At 69.5% G+C, this 15,990-nt stretch carries 17 protein-coding genes and 3 pseudogenes; 7 read left to right on the top strand and 13 right to left on the bottom strand.

The genetic code is table 11. From position 1 onward, the window contains the following. Positions 1-13: 13 nt before the first annotated feature. Positions 14-100: pseudogene (locus ACWDX9_RS24700) on the bottom strand (phosphopantetheine-binding protein); the annotation flags it as partial. 290 nt (positions 101-390) lie between these two features. Between ACWDX9_RS24700 and ACWDX9_RS24695 the strand changes: the two are divergent. Beyond that, complete coding sequence (locus ACWDX9_RS24695; RefSeq protein WP_449957697.1) at positions 391-537, top strand: hypothetical protein; 147 nt, start codon at positions 391-393, stop codon at positions 535-537. Positions 538-540: 3 nt separating this feature from the next. Here the strand turns inward: ACWDX9_RS24695 and ACWDX9_RS24690 are convergent, their stop codons facing one another. Beyond that, positions 541-1,323, bottom strand: coding sequence for an SDR family NAD(P)-dependent oxidoreductase (locus ACWDX9_RS24690; protein ID WP_449957695.1), 783 nt, complete (start codon positions 1,321-1,323; stop codon positions 541-543). Between the two features lie 110 nt (positions 1,324-1,433). Here ACWDX9_RS24690 and ACWDX9_RS24685 point away from each other — a divergent pair, with 110 nt between their 5' ends. Together ACWDX9_RS24685 and ACWDX9_RS24680 are read left to right on the top strand one after the other, a co-directional pair. Beyond that, positions 1,434-1,841 (top strand): winged helix-turn-helix transcriptional regulator, encoded by a 408-nt coding sequence (locus tag ACWDX9_RS24685; protein ID WP_449957693.1) that lies wholly within the window; start codon positions 1,434-1,436, stop codon positions 1,839-1,841. Between the two features lie 337 nt (positions 1,842-2,178). Beyond that, positions 2,179-2,556: an AMP-binding enzyme gene (locus ACWDX9_RS24680; RefSeq protein WP_449957691.1), complete on the top strand. Its 378-nt coding sequence runs from the start codon at positions 2,179-2,181 to the stop codon at positions 2,554-2,556. Positions 2,557-2,563: 7 nt separating this feature from the next. Here the strand turns inward: ACWDX9_RS24680 and ACWDX9_RS24675 are convergent, their stop codons facing one another. The 3 genes from ACWDX9_RS24675 to ACWDX9_RS24665 are packed head-to-tail and all read right to left on the bottom strand — an operon-like array spanning position 2,564 to position 5,327. Beyond that, complete coding sequence (locus tag ACWDX9_RS24675; protein WP_449957690.1) at positions 2,564-3,169, bottom strand: response regulator transcription factor; 606 nt, start codon at positions 3,167-3,169, stop codon at positions 2,564-2,566. Beyond that, positions 3,166-4,281 carry a sensor histidine kinase gene (locus ACWDX9_RS24670; protein ID WP_449957688.1) on the bottom strand — a complete coding sequence of 372 codons (1,116 nt, stop codon included), beginning with the start codon at positions 4,279-4,281 and terminating at the stop codon, positions 3,166-3,168. The genes ACWDX9_RS24675 and ACWDX9_RS24670 overlap by 4 nt, the downstream gene beginning before the upstream one ends. Next, positions 4,278-5,327 (bottom strand): hypothetical protein, encoded by a 1,050-nt coding sequence (locus ACWDX9_RS24665; protein ID WP_449957687.1) that lies wholly within the window; start codon positions 5,325-5,327, stop codon positions 4,278-4,280. Before ACWDX9_RS24665 ends, ACWDX9_RS24670 begins: the two co-directional genes overlap by 4 nt. Positions 5,328-5,521: 194 nt before the next feature. On the opposite strand from ACWDX9_RS24665, the gene ACWDX9_RS24660 reads away from it, so the two are divergent. The 4 genes from ACWDX9_RS24660 (at position 5,522) to ACWDX9_RS24645 (ending at position 9,192) form a co-directional block, all read left to right on the top strand. Continuing rightward, positions 5,522-5,917: an SgcJ/EcaC family oxidoreductase gene (locus ACWDX9_RS24660; protein WP_449957685.1), complete on the top strand. Its 396-nt coding sequence runs from the start codon at positions 5,522-5,524 to the stop codon at positions 5,915-5,917. Continuing rightward, positions 5,914-7,323, top strand: coding sequence for an MFS transporter (locus tag ACWDX9_RS24655; protein ID WP_449957683.1), 1,410 nt, complete (start codon positions 5,914-5,916; stop codon positions 7,321-7,323). The genes ACWDX9_RS24660 and ACWDX9_RS24655 overlap by 4 nt, the downstream gene beginning before the upstream one ends. A gap of 767 nt (positions 7,324-8,090) precedes the next feature. After that, positions 8,091-8,540, top strand: coding sequence for a VOC family protein (locus tag ACWDX9_RS24650; protein WP_449957682.1), 450 nt, complete (start codon positions 8,091-8,093; stop codon positions 8,538-8,540). A 145-nt stretch (positions 8,541-8,685) separates the two neighbouring features. Further along, a complete protein-coding gene (locus tag ACWDX9_RS24645; RefSeq protein ID WP_449957681.1) occupies positions 8,686-9,192 on the top strand; it encodes a pyridoxamine 5'-phosphate oxidase family protein in 507 nt (168 codons plus the stop codon). A 72-nt stretch (positions 9,193-9,264) separates the two neighbouring features. Here ACWDX9_RS24645 and ACWDX9_RS24640 read toward each other — a convergent pair. From ACWDX9_RS24640 to ACWDX9_RS24605, 8 genes and pseudogenes are all read right to left on the bottom strand, one after another. Beyond that, positions 9,265-9,510, bottom strand: a pseudogene (locus ACWDX9_RS24640) (MFS transporter); the annotation flags it as partial. Positions 9,511-9,799: 289 nt separating this feature from the next. Then, positions 9,800-11,230 (bottom strand): MFS transporter, encoded by a 1,431-nt coding sequence (locus tag ACWDX9_RS24635; protein ID WP_449957679.1) that lies wholly within the window; start codon positions 11,228-11,230, stop codon positions 9,800-9,802. 470 nt (positions 11,231-11,700) lie between these two features. Continuing rightward, complete coding sequence (locus ACWDX9_RS24630) at positions 11,701-11,883, bottom strand: hypothetical protein (protein ID WP_449957678.1); 183 nt, start codon at positions 11,881-11,883, stop codon at positions 11,701-11,703. Beyond that, on the bottom strand, positions 11,880-12,203 hold the full coding sequence (locus tag ACWDX9_RS24625) for a YciI family protein (RefSeq protein ID WP_449957677.1): 324 nt from the start codon (positions 12,201-12,203) through the stop codon (positions 11,880-11,882). The genes ACWDX9_RS24630 and ACWDX9_RS24625 overlap by 4 nt, the downstream gene beginning before the upstream one ends. 52 nt (positions 12,204-12,255) lie before the next feature. Then, positions 12,256-12,507: a dihydrofolate reductase family protein gene (locus tag ACWDX9_RS24620; protein ID WP_449957733.1), complete on the bottom strand. Its 252-nt coding sequence runs from the start codon at positions 12,505-12,507 to the stop codon at positions 12,256-12,258. Continuing rightward, positions 12,504-13,385 carry a hypothetical protein gene (locus tag ACWDX9_RS24615; RefSeq protein ID WP_449957675.1) on the bottom strand — a complete coding sequence of 294 codons (882 nt, stop codon included), beginning with the start codon at positions 13,383-13,385 and terminating at the stop codon, positions 12,504-12,506. Before ACWDX9_RS24615 ends, ACWDX9_RS24620 begins: the two co-directional genes overlap by 4 nt. A gap of 200 nt (positions 13,386-13,585) precedes the next feature. Continuing rightward, positions 13,586-14,818: a glycosyltransferase gene (locus ACWDX9_RS24610; RefSeq protein ID WP_449957673.1), complete on the bottom strand. Its 1,233-nt coding sequence runs from the start codon at positions 14,816-14,818 to the stop codon at positions 13,586-13,588. A 517-nt stretch (positions 14,819-15,335) separates the two neighbouring features. Continuing rightward, positions 15,336-15,990: pseudogene (locus ACWDX9_RS24605) on the bottom strand (hypothetical protein); the annotation flags it as partial.

The following is a 15,990-nucleotide window of genomic DNA, read 5'->3' as shown; positions in this document are numbered from 1 at the left end:
GGCGGGAGGTCATCCGGATCGCGAGGAGTGAGTGACCGCCGAGGTCGTAGAAGTCGTCGTGCCGCCCGATCCGCTCCAGGTCGAACACGTCGCACCAGATGGCGGCGACCGGTTCTTCGGCGGCTCCGCGCGTCCGGGTGTTCGGTGCCGTTCTCGCCGACGACGGTCGTGGGGACGTCGAGCGGGTCCGCGGCTGAGCCGTTGCCGATGAACACCTTCTCCCCGGTGATCAGGTAGGCGTCTCCTCCTTCGACGGGTATGGCGACGGTGGTGCGGCCCCGGTTTCCGGCTCCGGCGACCTCGGGGTCGGCGGTGCCGGACACGACGCCGGCGGCGACCCGCTCGGAGATGAGGTCGCGGAGCGGGCCGGGCGGGAGCGCCTGGAGGTAGATGCCGGAGCCGAACCCGTTGTGGACGGCGAGGGCCAGCGCCACCGGCATGGACCGGCTCGCCGCCGTCTCGACGACCCGGCAGCGTTCGAGCTGCGGCCTGGTCGACGTCATCAACCTGGAGTTTGAGCCGCACTCTCTGTTGTGAGGCTCACGAAGCCGTGGGGAACTGGGCCGGCAGGCCGTCCAGCAACTGGCTCAGCAGCGGGTATCCGCCATCGATGCGGATCACCTGGCCGGTGACCGTGGCGAACGCGCCGTCCACGAGCGCGGCGATCGGGCGAGCCAGGTCCTGCGGCCGCAGCATCGTGCCGGTCACCGACCGGTCGCCGAAGTGGCGCCGGATGCCATCGGTGAACACCTCGGCGGTGGCATCGGTACCGACCGCGCCAGGAGCGACGGCGTTGACGGTGATGCCGTCCCGGATGGCCTCGCCGGCGACCTGCTGGGCGAAGGCGTTCACGGCGGCTTTGGCAGTGGACTGGGCGGGACTGCCGATGATCAGCTCGGCCGCGGTGGCGGAGACGTAGACGATCCGGCCGGACCGCCGTTGGCGCATGACCGGCAGTACCTGCCGGGTCAGGTGGTAGACGCCGGCCAGTTCATCGCTCATCTTGGCGGCGAACGCCTCCCACGGCACATGTTCCAGCGGGCCGAAGGGCGGCGCCGCGGTGTGGGCGTTGCCCACCAGCACGTCGATCCGCCCGTGTTCGGCGACTACCCGGTCCACCAGCGTGGTCACCTGGGCCTCGTCCGTCACGTCGGCCTGGATCGCCTGCGCGGCGCCGATCTGCTCGGCCACCAGCTCTGCGGACTCGGCGTCGCGCAGGTAGTTGACGATCACGTGATAGCCGAGCCGACCCAACTCGTGCGCGGTCGCGGCCCCGATTCCCCGGCTGGCTCCGCTAACCAGCGCCACCTGCTTGCTGTTCATCTGTCTCTCCTGATTCGTCGTACGAAGACGTGAGAGACGCTAGGTTTTGGGCTTACATTTTGTAAGTACGCACCTCAAGGTAAGCCCGAGAGAGAGCAGTAGGTGAGCAGGTGGACGAGAGCGACGCCCGGTGGATCAGTGACACATTTCACAACGACTGCCCCGGGCGGGAGGTGATGGAACACGTCACCGGACGGTGGGTGCCGCTGATCCTGGCCGCCCTGACGCCTGGGCCGATGCGCTTCTTCGAGTTGCGCCGGCGCATCGAGGGCATCAGCGAGAAGATGCTGTCCGCCAAACTGCGGACTCTGGTCCGCGACGGGCTGGTAGAGCGCACCGTGGAGCCGACCACCCCGCCGCAAGTCAGCTATGAGCTGACCGAGTTGGGTCAAGGCCTGTCCCGCCCCTTCGCCCAATTGGTCCGCTGGATTTCGGCGCACACCCCCGAGGTCATCGCGGCCCAGCAGCGCTATGACCACAGCGTAATTCCTGCCGGTCAGGTGATTCTGAGCCAGTAATGCAGATTGCGGCGATCTGCACCCCACATCATCCGCTCGCTTGCCTACGGCCTCCTGGCGTTCGACAGCAGGAGGCCGTCGTAATCGAGCGGCAAGCAACGCTCGCGCCCTCGCACCGCCGGCAGTGCTGCGCAGAGGACTTCGGACGTCTGCGCAGTCGACTCCAGAAATCGACAATGACCCGACGACGCAGACGGTCGCCGGCACCCAAGCCGCCACCATCTCGCGCCCGGCCTCATGCCTCCGAAGGCCCTCGGCCAAGATCCGAGGTTGTTCCGGTGGGTGCGCGGAACAGCGTGCGTACGGCGAGCTCGACGCCCAGCTCCGAGGGGAAGACGTGGCCGGCCGCGCGTGCCGCACGGGAGATCTCGGACGGCTGCGCGAGGACGGGGAGCTCGAGTGCCTCGGCCGGCGGGACGGTCAGGTCAAGCTGCGCGGGTTCCGGGTCGAGCTGGGGGAGATCGAGACTCTGCTCAACTCGATGCCCTGCGTCGCCGAGGCGGTGGTCGCGGTGGTCGGGGAGGATCCGGACAACCAGCATCTGCGGGCGTTCGTGGTGGCCACGTCGGTGGCGTTCGACCGGGGCGAGGTGCTGGCGGCGCTGCGCGACAAGCTTCCCCCGCACATGGTGCCGTCGCGGTTCGAGGTGATGCCCGCGCTGCCCAGGACCGCGAGCGGCAAGCTGGACCGGCTCGCCGTCGCCGCGAAACCCTGAGGAGCGGTCAGAGCCAGCCGGCGTCGCGGGCGATGCGGATCGCGTCGAGCCGGTTGCGTGCGCCGACTTTGCTGATGGCGTGGGACAGGTAGTTGCGTACGGTGGCCGGTGAGAGGTCGAGTTGCCTGGCGATCTGATCGGTGGGTTTCCCGCTGTCGGCTGCGAGCAGGACCTGGCGTTCCCGGTCCGTCAGCGGGGAACTGCCGGTTTCCAGCGCGGCGGCGAGCAGGTCGGGATCGATGACGCGGTCGCCGGCCGCGACCCGGCGGATGCCGTCGATGAGGGTACGGGCGGGCGCGTCCTTGGCGATGAATCCGCGTACGTGGACTTTGAGCGCGCGCAGCAGGTAACCGGGCTGGCTGAGGCCGGTGAGCACGAGAATCCGGCAGCTCGGCAGCTCGGCCGCGAGCTGTTCGGCCGCGGCCAGCCCGTCCAGGCCGGGCAGGTCGATGTCGAGCACGGCGACGTCCGGGCGGGTGCGCAACGCGGTGGCGAGCACCTCGTCACCGCGGTCGAGCTGGGCGACGACCTCGATGTCGGTCTGCAGTGACAGCAGGGCGGCCAAGGCGGCGCGGATGATGTGCATGTCCTCTGCGAGCAGGATCTTGATCATCGTGTCTTCCGGTGAGGGTCGTGGGGGATCGAGATGCGCACCCGGAAATGTTCGCCGTCGCGGGCGGCGGTGACGGTGCCGGACAGGTCGCGGGCGCGTTCTGCCAGGCCGGCCAGCCCGGTGCCGCGGCCCTGATCGGCCCAGACGCCGTCGTTGGTGATGGTCAGTTCGAGGGTGCCGGCGTTCGGGGCGATGGTGATCGTGCAGGTACGGGCCCTGCTGTGGCGGAGCAGGTTGGTCACGCCTTCGCGGACGGCCCAGGCCAGGAGCCGCTCCTGGGGCGGTTCGAGGTCGGCGGGAAGGTTTGCGGTGATGTCGGCCCGGATGCCGGCGGTGTCGAGCAGCACGCCGGCGCCGTCGAGCTCTGATCGCAGTGACACGGAATGCTCGCCGCGGGTGATGGCGCGAAGGTCGCGCAGCGCGTCACGGGCCACCTCGGCCATGCCCGCCACCTCCGCGCGGGCCGTGCGACGGTCCTGGTCGAACAGGGCGAGCGCGAGATCGCCTTTCAGGGAGACCGCGGACAGGCTCTGGCCCAGCAGGTCGTGCAGGTCACGCGAGAGCCGCAGCCGCTCCTCGCCGACAGCCGCCGCGGCCAGCGCCATCCGCGTCTCGCGCAGTTCCTCGACCACCCGGACCAGCAGCACCGACCCGTAGAGCGAGCCTGCGGCGACGGTCACCACGACGAGGTCGTAGGCCGCGCTCAACGTCCCGAGGAGCGGGCCCTGCCGGACCGCGTCGATCAGCGCGGGAGCGGCCAGCAGCGCCGCCGCGATCGGCGGCCACAGCTTCGGCCGGTCCCGCAGCAGCAGCGCGAGCGAGGCCGCGCCGAAGCACTGCGTACTGACCCAGCTCCAGCTCCACCACAGCAGCGGCAGGTAGACCACGACCATCAGCAGTGCCAGCGACACCGGCCATCCCGGCGGCGGGCCGCCGCGCAACCAGGACATCGCGTGCCACAGATGAAGCGCTCCGACGACCGTGGCGAGCAGGACCACGAGCAGCGGGTTGCCGGTGCTCGTCCCCGGCTCCGACCCGGTGATCGTGTACGCGACCGGTGGCACCAGCCAGGCGACGGTGACCGCCACGATGAGCCGGCGTGAGCCGCTCATCGGCCGCGCTCGTTCAAGATGACGCCACCGTCGTCGTCGACGGTGAGGACGTACGGACCGCCGGGTTGCCGAAGCAGCCGGGCCACGGCCTCCCGCACGGCCGGCCGCGCCCGCTCCTCGGCCGCGGGCCGCAACGGCTGACGCGGCGCCACGACACGGACCGGTACGCCGGCGGCCGCCAGGAGCGCGACCGCGGTGTCGAGTTCGCGGCGCAGCGACGGCTGCTGGAAGCCGCGGATCAGGAGCCGGGCGTCGGCCAGGGTGCGCCGGGACGCGGCAACGAGCTCGTCGAGTTCCGCGGTCACCCGCCGGTCGGTGACCGCCAGATCCTGTGCCCTGTCGGCTATCGCGGCCAGCTGCGCCGCCACGGAGACGCGCAGTTCTTCGTCGATGCGCTCCCGCTCGCGTACGACCGCCTGCGCAGCCAGCAGCTGCCGTGCCGATTCCAGCCTGCCGATGGAGCGCGCCAGCAGCAACAACACGTACGGGCCCAGCACGGCGTTGACGGTCAGCAGCCCCCAGATCCACTGCCCCGGAGCTCCCAGCAGCAGGTCGACCGGGATCGGCGCGACCAGGAGCAGCCCGTAGAGCATCAGCGACCACGGCCTGCGCACGACGATCAGCACGGCCAAGGCCAGCGGCCCGAACGAGCGCGGCCACAACGGCCCGGCCCACGGCAGCAGCGCGATGATGACCAGCGCCATCGCCGCCAGCAGCCACCGCGCGTACCCCGGCCGCCGGCCCCGGGCCTCCCCCCACACCAGGCGGAGGAAGAACGGCACGTACAACGCGGTGCCGACCGCGTAGACGACCAGCGGTGTCCGGGACGCGGTGTTGAGGACGGCCGCGGTGATGTTCATCGCCGGCACGGTGGCGCTGAAGACCAGCACACCGGCGATGGCCCAGCGTGGCAGCCGCGCGGTCACCTGCTCCAACGTGCCCTCCACCGCCTCCTGGCCCGCCACGGCGTGCCGGGCATCGGGGGCATCGGCTGCCGCTCGCACCGAACAGGTCCGATGCCGAACGGTGGCGAGCGTCATGGTCATGCCCGCATCATGCACCGTCACCAGCCGCGACAGCAGATCCAGATGTCGTCGATCACTGATGACAAACATCATCGCTTATCTGCGACTTTGCCATCTACCAGCCGGGCGGAGGCGTCATCCACAGTTGGCCACGTCGCCGGACGACGTCCCCACGCCGTCCGGGCCATCGATCGCCACCATGGAAAGGACCTGCGATGACCTCCACCATCGCCCTCAACGATGAGATCACGGCCGTTTTCGACCAGGTGTACGCGGCCTGGGCGGCCGGGGACGCCGAGGCGTTCGCCGCCGTGTACACCGACGACGTCACCGTGGTGATGCCCGGGGTGTTCAACAAGGGGTCCGCGGCGGTACGGGAGCACATGGCCGCCGGGTTCGCCGGACCGCTGAAGGGGTCGCGCGGTGTCGACCGGCCTCACGACGTCCGGGTGTACGGGGACACCGCCATCGTCGTCAGCAGGGCCGGGATCGTGCCGGCCGGCGAGAGCGAGGTGCCGGCCGAACGGGAGGTGTGGGCCACCTGGATCCTCACCCGCGCGGACGGCCAGTGGAAGGTCGCCGCCTACACCAACACCCCCGCATACCGATGACCACGCTCACCAGCACCAGCCCTGGCCCCGGCCCCGGCGCGGCGGCCACCGGTGACCGCCGGTGGCCGATGCTGGCCGTCCTACTGCTCGGGCAGTTCATGGGGCTGCTCGACGTGTTCGTCGTCAACGTGGCCATGCCGGTGATCGGCGTCGAACTGCCCGCCTCCGGCAGCTCGCTGCAACTGGTCGTCGGTGGATACACCGCCGCGTACGCGATGTCGCTGATCACCTCCGCGCGGCTGGGCGAGATCTTCGGCCACCGGCGGATGTACCGGATCGGCGTCGTCGTGTTCACCGCCGCGTCGCTGGGCTGCGGGCTGGCCCCCGACAGCCTGACGCTGGTCGCCTCCCGGATCGTCCAGGGTGCCGGCGCGGCGGTGATGGCGCCACAGATCATGAGCATCATCCAGACCCGCTTCGACGGCCCCGCGCGAGCCAGGGCCCTGTCCGCGTACGGGGTGGTGCTGTCCACCGGCGCCGTCGCCGGACTGATCGCCGGCGGTCTGCTGGTCGACGCCGACCTCTTCGGGACCGGCTGGCGGCCGGCCTTCCTGGTCAACGTCCCCGTCGGCGTCCTGCTCGCCGTCCTGGTCCCGCGCCTGGTCCCCGCCGACCGGCCGGCGCGGCGTCGCAAGCTCGACCTTCTCGGGCTGCTCATCGTCGTGCCGGCGGTGGTGCTGGTGGTCCTGCCGCTCGTCCTCGGGAGGGAGCTGGGCTGGCCCGCCTGGGCCTTCGGCGCCATCGGGGCGGGCCTCGTCCTCGCGTGCCTGTTCGTCCCCGTCCAGCGGCGGGTCACGGCGCGCGGCGGCGACCCGCTGCTGGACCTCGGCGTCCTGCGCGCGCCCGGCCTGCGCGCCGGCGTGGCGACGTTGTCGGCGATGCAGGTGGCCTACGGCGGCTTCCTGTTCGTCTTCACGCTGCACCTGGAGAACCGGCTCGGCGCCGGTCCGCTGCACGCCGGCCTGACCTACGTGCCGATGTCGGTCGCTTTCGGCCTGGTCGGTTTCTGCTGGCGGCGACTGCCCCACCGCCTGCACCCCCTGGTGACCCCGGCCGGTCTCACGCTGTGCGCGCTGGCGTACTCGGCCATCGCCGTCGACGGCGACCACAGCGGCCCGCTGACCTGGACCGCACTGGTCCTGGCCGGAATCGGCATGGGGCTGTCGGCCAGTCCGCTGCTCACCCAGTCCTTGCAACGGGTACCTCTCGGCCAGGCCGCCGACGCCAGCGGCCTGCTCGGCACCACCATGCAACTCGGGCAGGTCATCGGCGTCGCCACCTTCGGAACCCTCTACCTCTCCCACGCCAACACCGCCGCACTGTCCACCAGCGCCCTGTGGCTGACGATCGTCAGCGTCGCCGGAATCCTCGCCGCGACAAAACTCGCCCGAACACTCCAGTCATAACCGGCCATCCGCACGCCAGGCCCGCCGCAGCGGGGATCCCGCCTACCTCGCGGGATCCCCATGCACCATTCGTCATTCAGCGGTCCATTCCTGATCCAGGCACAGGGCGTACCCGACGACCGCCGGACATGGAGCCTTCCGGCTTCCTTGGTGAGCGCCTCTTCCAGCCGTCGTCGGAGCTGACGTTCCGGATCCGTCTCTTCGGCAGCGAACGGTCGAAGTCGAACGCGACGGCCTGGCCTCCGCGTCCGGCCCGATGGGTACGTCTCGTCAATGCGCGGTGCCGCAGCGGTGATCTCGCTGGCCCGCTCGAACAGCTCCGGGCTGCCCCGGAACTCCACGCGGCGTCTCACCGCCCGCTGCCAACGGCGTCCACTGCTTGACCACCTTGGGAACAACCGCCGAAGTGGCCGCGCCGTCAGCGGTGGCCACGCTCAAGTCCCATGCGTTCGCGGCGCGTCTCGTCGGGCTCGACGACCAACGAGTCGATGTGGCGATGATGCGGACCCCGGACGGCCACGGCGGATCGAGCCGGCGAAGTAGCACACGCCGAAGGCGATGGGATCCCCATGGTCTTGGCCGAACATCCAACGGACCTGGCTCTGACCTGCAGTGGGTGTGTTGGGGCGGCGCGCACCAACGAGCAGCGGCACGGTCGCTGAAAAAAGTTGGGGCACGAGCCGCGGAGGATGTCGAGAATGCGATGCCGGCTCCGTCCCAGGAACACCAGCGGCCACGAACCCGCCGCGTGATGAAGGAGACCGAGCATGACAATCCAGCGGATGGACAACGTCCTCATCGTTGTCGACGACCTTGACGCCGCCATCGCGTTCTTCGTCGAACTCGGCATGGAACTGGAGGGCAGGGCGCCGATCGAGGGGCGTTGGGCGGAGCAGGCGGAGCGTGTCGTCGGGCTCAACGGGGTTCGGCAGGAGGTCGCGATGCTGCGGATCCCGGGCGGTGTCGGCGGGATCGAGCTGGCGATGTTCCACACGCCGAAGGCGATCAGCACCGAGCCGAAGGACGCGCCGGCGAACACGCTGGGCATTCGCCGCGTCATGTTCGTCGTTGACGACATTGAGGACGTCATTGCCCGTCTGCGCCCCCACGGCGCCGAACTCGTCGGCACGCTGGAGCAGTACGAGGACAGCTACCGGCTCTGCTACGTCCGCGGCCCCGAGGGCATCATCGTCGGCCTGGCCCAGCAACTCGGCTGACGGTCCGTCGCGGCCGACCAGGGCGATCCGGCTCGCGCACACCAGCCGGAGACGACGCATGTGCTTTCCCGCCATCAGCAACCACCCTCGATCCCGCAAACCCGGAGGAAAGCCGGTGCGGATCAAGAAAAAGATCATGGGAGAAATGACCGTGGAACCGAACAAGGTAACCGAGATTCTGAACCGGCCGCTCAGCCGCGAACTGCTCGCCCGCGACGTGACCCGCCTGGCCTACGTCGCCAAGGACGGCACACCCCGCAACATCCCGATCATCTTTGCCTGGAACGGCTCGGAGATCGTCATGAGCACTCCGAAGAACGCTCCGAAGCTCCAGGCTCTGAGCGAGAACCCGATGGTCGCCCTGACGATCGACACCGAGGCGCACCCGCCCAAGATCTTGCTCATCCGCGGCCGGGCCGAGCTGGACTTCGTCGATGGCATCCCGGACGAATACCTCCAGGCGACCAGCACCTACGAGATGACGCCCGAGCAACGAGTCGAGTGGGAGGCGGAGGTGCGTTCCCTCTACCACGACGGCATGGTCCGGATCGTGGTGACTCCGACGTGGGCGAAGCTGATCGACTTCGAGACGACTCTGCCGAGCGCGGTCGAGGAGCTGATCCGGCAGCGGGAGGAGCGTCAGTCTGCCTGAGCACCGCCCGGTCGCCCACGTTGGGTGAATCGCCCACGCCTCAGCTCCCAGAGGACCATACGCCCAGCGCCTGTTGCGTTCGGTGCCTTGGAAGATGCCGGTGAGGGCCCGCAGCGCGGCCGGGGACAGCAGCGCGGCCCCGATGCCCTGACCGACTCGGCCACCGATCAGCTGGCTCTCGTCTTGCGCCAAGCCACTGGCCAGCGAGGAAAGGACGAAGACCAGCAGACCGGTCAGGATCATAGAACGTGCGCCGAAGACGTCGGCGAGCCGGCCGCCGAGCAGCAGCAGCCCGCCGAGGAACAGCACGTAGACGCTGACTACCCAGGTGCAGGAATGGCGACGCTAACTGCGGCACGTCACAACCTACGCCCAGGCCAAGGACTACTGGCCGTACGCCGACGAGCAGGACGAGTACGGCGAGAAGGTCAACAACCTCAGCAAGTTCGTCGCCTCGTCGAAGCTGGATGACGCCCCTGGGGTGATTTTTCCCGCGGCGACCGTGACGCGCGACCCGGCCGCCACCATCTGGGAGCTCGAGGATGGCCGGTCAACGGGTTGGGAGGCACCCCGTTGGCCGGCCTTCTTGCCACGTTTGGCCGGTTGCTCACTGGTGGGGTTCTGACGGTGCCTTGCGGGGCATCAGGGCGACGACCGGGAGGCTGAGGGCGGTGACGGCCAGAACGACGATGAGACTGACTTTCATCGCGTGGCCCGGTCCGGAGATTGCGGCTTGGAAGAAGATCGAGGTGACCGCGGCCGAGCCGATCGCTGATGCGAGTTGCTGGATCGAGCTGAGCGAGCCGCTGGCGCTGCCGGCTTCGTCGGGTTTCGCGTCGCCGAGAGCGACGACGGGGATCGTGGCGAAGCTGAGGCCGATGCCGATGCCGATGACGAAGAACGCCGGGGCCAGCGCCCAGAGGCTGACGTTCGTCCCGGAGTGAGCGACGAGGACCAGTACCCAACCGCAACCGACGAGGTCGACGGTGAGGCCGATGAAGACGAGCCGGCGACCGAGCTTGGCGACCAGGCCACCCATGGCGGCGAACCCGGCGGCGACGAGCCCCAGGGTGAGCGGCATCAGACCGAGCGAGGTGTCCCTCGGGCTGGCGTGCAGCCCCTCCTGCAGGAACAGCGACAGCACGAAGAGCAGCCCGGAGCCGGCGGCGACCGCGACCAGGCACACGAGCAATCCGGAAGTGAAACCCCGGTTCTTCATGAGGGACGGCTTGATGAGCGGTTGGGCCGCGGTGCGCTGACGGTAGGCGAAGGCAGCGAAGAACAGGACGCCGACGATGATCGAGACGATCGGGATGACACTCCAGCCGTTGGTCGAGCCCTCGATCAGCCCGTACAGCAGCCCGAGCATGGCAATCCCAAGCAGGCCGGAGGCCCAGCCGTCGACGACGGTGGACCGGTCGGCGTCATCGTCTCGCGGCAGGATCTTGACGGCCATGATCAGCCCGACGCCGCCGAGGATGATGTTGATGAGGAAGATCGGGCGCCAGGACAGACCGAACAGGTCGGCGCTGATGAGGAATCCGGCCAGGACCGGGCCGCCGACACTCGAGAGACCGAGAACCGGGCCGAACAGCCCGAACGCCTTGGCGAGCATGTCGCGGCTGAACGCTTTCGTCATGATCGCCATGCCTTGCGGGATGAGGAGAGCCCCGAACGCTCCCTGAGCAACCCGGGCGACGATGAGCAGGACCGGATTAGGTGAGAACCCGGCGACCGCCGAAGCCAGGGTGAACCCGCTCATGCCGATCAGGAAAAGCCTGCGTTGGCCGAACTTGTCACCCAGCCGTCCGCCGACCACGAGCAGGACACCCATGGCGAGCATGTACGCCGTTCCCAACCACTTGATCAGACCTTCACCCCCGTGGAGCTCGCCGGCGATGGTGGGGGCGGCGATGTTCGTGACGGTTGCATCGATCACGTCGAGGGCGTCGGCGACCAGCACCAGCCCCAGGATCGCCCACATCAGGCGGCCGGAGCGGCGCGTGGTGACTGTGCTCGGCTCCGTCAAGGTGGTCATGAGGAAGGTCCTTCCCTTACCCGGGGCGCCTCTCCTGGGCGGCCTCTCACCCCCACTACGAACACCCCCGACCCGATCCGACACGGCCCACAAAAAATTTCGTTCTGGCGCGTGTGTCGTTGGCGGATCGACCACGGTGGTGTGGAGGCACCTACGCACGCTTCTCAGCCGTGTGCGACCGCTGGAGATGTCACGGCGCTCTCCGGATCGCCCACGTCAGGCCCGGTATGACGATCGTCGTTGCCAGTACATGACCACCTGCGAGCAGGAGCCTGGCCGATGTAGTCGTGTGGCTCGGAGCAAGCGGGAGCGCGAACGAGACCGTGGTCAGCACGAGTGCGACCCGGACGGTCGATGACGCCGACAGGCTCGGGCGGGTCGTCGTCGTAGGACATCTGAGCCTCCTTCTGCTTGTCGTCGCGCTTGTTCTCGCGCCGGATCCGGTCGATGGCCTTGGTTCGCGGTGGCGGTCAGCTCCGCGCCCGGGTTGGGGGCAGGCCGTCGGCCCGCCACCGCTCGACGGCGGTCGCGAACGCCTCGGCCGCTGCCTCCTCAGCGATGGCGAGGTCGCCGAAGCGCCTGGTCACGGCGGCCACCACCCGCGCCCACTCCTCATGGTGGGCCCAGGTGATCGCCTCCTCGACGTCGCTCACTGGAACGGCCGCACCTCGATCTTCCGATCGCAGACCTTCGACGCCTCGGCGGCGAGCTTGAGCGCCACATCCAGATCGGGGGCCTCCCACACCCAGATGCCGGCGAGGTACTCCTTCGACTCCACGAAAGGCCCGTCGCTGAACACCGCCTGCTCGCCCCGGTTGTCGATGACCGTGGCCGCGTCGGTGTCCGCGAGTCCGCCCGCGAACACCCAGTAGCCCTCGGCGATCAGTCGTTCGTTGAACGCGCTGATGGCAGGCAGCCTGTCCGTGCTGCCGGGATTGCTCTTGTCATCGATCACGGAAACCAGGTACCGCATCTGAAGATCATCTCCTATGGTGTCAGGACAGCGTGGTTCGATGGTAGGGACTTCAGGCCCTTGCATACCGCGGGCGTCCGGCCGGCCGGTAGACCTGGATCGTCACGCCCTTCGAGTCGACCCGCGACTCGACCAGGTCGAGCGCAAGATCCGGGCCGGTCTCCGGGAACAGTCTCGCGCCCTGGCCGAGGACCACCGGGACCACGATCAGAGTCACCTCGTCGACCAGGTCGTTCTCCAGCAGCCACCGGGTCAGGGTGCCGCTGCCGTGCACCTGCAGCTCACCCCCGGGCTTGGCCTTCAGCTCACTGATGGCCGCCGCGAGGTCACCGCGGAGAACGGTCGTGTCCTCCCAACGCGGCGCGGTGAGCGTGGTCGAGGCAACGTACTTTGCGTGATGAACGTCCTGGTCTCGTCATCACCCGCCCCCAGGGCCCACCCGCCGCGCTCGAATCCGTTCCTGCGATCCTCATCCGACGCACCGCCGTTTCCCTGCATCACTCCATCGATGGTGACCTGAGTCACGGCCGTCAGCTTCATGATCGCGGTTCCTTCATCTCGGCGCCGCCCCTTGCGGGCGGCCTCACCCCTGCTACGAAACTTTCCAGGACGCCGGTCGTCAGCGATCCGACAGCACGACAGTGTCGCGGCGACCGTGCTCCACCTCCTCAAGCGCGGCCAGTGCGGACAAGCTCGATCGCGAAGATCCTGACCAGTGGTGGCGGGCGTGGAACGGCTCAGGTCCGTGGGCAACCTCGTCGGTGGTGTAGCCGCCGAAGCGCTGGATGCGGGCGTCAGACCGAGCATTGCGTCGGCTTCGATGGAGATGCAGTTGTTGATGAGTTCGGTGGCGTGGGTGTGGCGGAGCTGGGTGAGCAACAGTTCCTGAGTTGAGTTCGCTGGCTGGTCCACAACCTGGCCGGTCTGCCGGTCGACCATCTGCGTGCCGTCGGCGGCGAGGCCGTTCGCGGGGCCCTTGCATCCGCACGAGTCATCTGCCGCGGATATTCGGTCCGTCTCACGGCTCCACCCGCGCTCCACCAGGCCGCGCTCGAGTAGAGCGCCGCCCTTGCTGACGGCGCCGGACCAGCCGAGCGCAAAGCGTACCGTGCCGATGCTGCCCGCATCACCGCCGAAGCCGACCCCGTCGGGCTGCGCAGTCCCCGCTGAGCGCCCCGCCATCACACATTACGGCCCCGCCGCCCTACCGCAGGTCGTGACCTGCCAAAACGCTCTTGCGAGGCGCGTCCGAGAGGAAAGTCACGGTAAGCCGCTCGACCGAGCCCCGCTGACGGGACTTTTCGTTCCGATGCTCGTCATGTCCCGGCCCGGCCGTGGGCATGCGCAAACCGGCGGGGTGCCTACCTGTGTAACCTCCGGGATCAGCCTGCGGACCCGCTCCGGCCGATCATGTCGAGCAGCAGTTTCGCGGCCTGCTCCGCCCCGTCGGTGCGGACCGTCTCGGCCACGGTGGCCGCGCGGGCACCGGCCTCGGGGGCCAGAGCGATCTCGAGTGCGGCGGACAGGGACTCGGCGGTCGGCGTTGGACCGTCGTGTCCCGTACCGATGCCCAGCTCGGTTACCCGGCCCGCCCAGTACGGCTGATCCGCGACCTGAGGCACGATCACCTGCGGCGCCCCCGCACGGGCTGCCGTCGTCGTGGTGCCAGCACCGCCGTGATGCACGACCGCGGCCACCCGGCGGAACAGCGCCTGCTGGTTGACCTCGCCGACGACGAAGCAGTCGTCCCGGTCGTCGATCAGGGCCAGGTCAGCCCAGCCGCTCCCGAGCAGGACGCGGCGACCCTGCGTCCGGACCGCTTCGATGACGGCCCGGGAGACCTCCTGCGCGTTCGCGCCCCGCACCAGCATGCTGCCGAAGCCCACGTACACCGGCTCTGGACCGGCGGCCAGGAACGCCTCCAGACCGGCCGGGAGCGGGCGCCCGTCCGGCCGGATCCACGCGCCGGTCTGTGTCACGTCGAGTTCCGGCGTCTCCTGCCACGGGCCCAGGACCGGGTCGGCCGCCAGGAACGGGTGGTCGGTGAAGACGTGGTCGCGGACGCCGCTCACCGGTGGCAGGCCGATCGAGGCCCGGTGGGTGTTGATCGTGTCGCCGAACAGGGTTTCCATGTTCTCGGCGTGCAGGTCCCACAGCCCCCGGTTGTCGGTCACCTCAGGGGGGATCACTTGGCCCGGCCGGCGGAGAGGCGGGTGATGCGACGACGGCAGGTAACACGGGGAGAAGGACGTGAACACATAGGGCACGCCCAGTTTCTCGGCCGCTGTCCGCGTACCGGCCAGGGCCGGGAACGAGCCGGTGGCCACCACCGCGGCGCAGCCCTCGGCCGCCTCGGCGACCGCCTCGTAGGCCATGGCGGTCAGCTCGGCGGAGATGTCGGACAGACCCGCCTTGCCGGGGATCGCCCCCGTCGCCAGCGCGCGGATCGGCCAGGCGAGGGGAGTCAGCGGTACGTCGACATCGTCCAGCAGTTCCGCGAAGTCCGGCGGCGCGCACACCCGCACCTCGACGCCAAGTGCCCGTAGCCGCACCGCCAGCCCTGTCATCGGCTCGACGTCCCCGCGGGACCCGTAGGTCACCAACACAACGCGCATTCCGCAGTCCCCGATCTTCGTGCGTTCCGGTGTCGAAGGGTGATTGTGCGGTAGGACCGGGGCCTTGTGGCAAGTCCCCCCATGCGCTATAGGTTGGTAGTGGCAGGGAGTGGATTTTCCCCTTGCCCTTTGTTGCTTCGCCGCCCAGTAGGTGGCCTCCTCCTTCTCGCCATGATCGTGCGGCAGCCCGTGGACAACCACAACTTCTTTGGAGCTGGTCGCAGGGACCCGAGCGGAGGGCCTGAGGTACCGGCCGGCAGTGTGGCGGCCAGTGGCCCTTGGGCAGCGGCGTGTTCGGGGTAGTCAGGCTGGCTATCGCCGCTGCGGACACAGAGCATCATGGCGCGCCGTCCCCCGTCGTCGAACACCGCGCTCACGTCGGCGAGGGACGCGACGAGCGGCCTGCCTGCCCAGGTGAATTCCTCCCGCGGCCAGGCGTCCGGCCGTTGTCCGTGCCCGGCGTTGAAATCGTCGAGATGGTGCTCAGTGTCTGGTGGTGTGCTTCCGTCTTCGGTCATCATCCGGCCGGGTCGGGTTCGGCGGGGGTCGGGGTGTCGGGCTCGGCCGCGGGGGAGGGGAGGCGCTGCAGGAGCAGGTTCAGGTTCGTCTGCAGTTGTTCGGCGCGCTGTTCGGCTGAGCGATGGTCGGCGCGCGCGCTGTCCCGTTCGCGTTCGGCGGCCTCGATCCGGCTGTTGCGGACTACCACGAGGTCGCGGGCTTCGCTTTCCGCGTGGCGGGCCTGGACCACCTGCTGGGTGAGGTCGGTGTTGCGTCGCTCGGCAGCCTCAAGCTGCGCGCGCACCGTGGCGGTCTCGGTGCGGGCCTGTTCGGCGGCGGCCTGCGCGCCGTCGGCGCGTTCGCGTTGCCGCTGGGCTTCCTCGGTGGTGGCGCGGTGGCGCTCCCGCAGGGCGGCCAGTTCACGTTCGGCGGTGGAGATTCGCTCCCGTTCCCGGACCAGGGCCTCGTCGTGCGCAGCGCGCAGCTGTCGTAGCTCGTCGGCGTGCTGCCGGGCCGCCTCCGCGCGCAGCTGGTCGGCCTGGTCGGCGCGCGCCCGATCAGCGATGGCCAGCCGTTCTGCCTCGTCGGCGCGCTGCTCGGCTGCCTGCGCCCGCTCGTCGGCGTCCCGCTGGGCCGTGCGGGCCTGCGCCGCGGCGCGTTCGGCGGCCTCGGCC

This window comes from Nonomuraea sp. NPDC003201 (genome assembly GCF_053590415.1).
This window is presented reverse-complemented; position numbering and strand designations above follow the sequence as displayed.

Excerpts from the sequence above, each read along its gene's own strand:
- ACWDX9_RS24665 (WP_449957687.1), bottom strand. The coding sequence starts at position 5,327 with ATGACCATGACGCTCGCCACCGTTCGGCATCGGACCTGTTCGGTGCGA.
- ACWDX9_RS24610 (WP_449957673.1), bottom strand. The coding sequence starts at position 14,818 with ATGCGCGTTGTGTTGGTGACCTACGGGTCCCGCGGGGACGTCGAGCCG.
- ACWDX9_RS24655 (WP_449957683.1), top strand. The coding sequence starts at position 5,914 with ATGACCACGCTCACCAGCACCAGCCCTGGCCCCGGCCCCGGCGCGGCG.
- ACWDX9_RS24660 (WP_449957685.1), top strand. The coding sequence starts at position 5,522 with ATGACCTCCACCATCGCCCTCAACGATGAGATCACGGCCGTTTTCGAC.
- ACWDX9_RS24645 (WP_449957681.1), top strand. The coding sequence starts at position 8,686 with ATGACCGTGGAACCGAACAAGGTAACCGAGATTCTGAACCGGCCGCTC.
- ACWDX9_RS24695 (WP_449957697.1), top strand. The coding sequence starts at position 391 with ATGCCGGAGCCGAACCCGTTGTGGACGGCGAGGGCCAGCGCCACCGGC.
- ACWDX9_RS24615 (WP_449957675.1), bottom strand. The coding sequence starts at position 13,385 with ATGGCGGGGCGCTCAGCGGGGACTGCGCAGCCCGACGGGGTCGGCTTC.
- ACWDX9_RS24670 (WP_449957688.1), bottom strand. The coding sequence starts at position 4,281 with ATGAGCGGCTCACGCCGGCTCATCGTGGCGGTCACCGTCGCCTGGCTG.
- ACWDX9_RS24675 (WP_449957690.1), bottom strand. The coding sequence starts at position 3,169 with ATGATCAAGATCCTGCTCGCAGAGGACATGCACATCATCCGCGCCGCC.
- ACWDX9_RS24650 (WP_449957682.1), top strand. The coding sequence starts at position 8,091 with ATGACAATCCAGCGGATGGACAACGTCCTCATCGTTGTCGACGACCTT.
- ACWDX9_RS24635 (WP_449957679.1), bottom strand. The coding sequence starts at position 11,230 with ATGACCACCTTGACGGAGCCGAGCACAGTCACCACGCGCCGCTCCGGC.
- ACWDX9_RS24690 (WP_449957695.1), bottom strand. The coding sequence starts at position 1,323 with ATGAACAGCAAGCAGGTGGCGCTGGTTAGCGGAGCCAGCCGGGGAATC.
- ACWDX9_RS24625 (WP_449957677.1), bottom strand. The coding sequence starts at position 12,203 with ATGCGGTACCTGGTTTCCGTGATCGATGACAAGAGCAATCCCGGCAGC.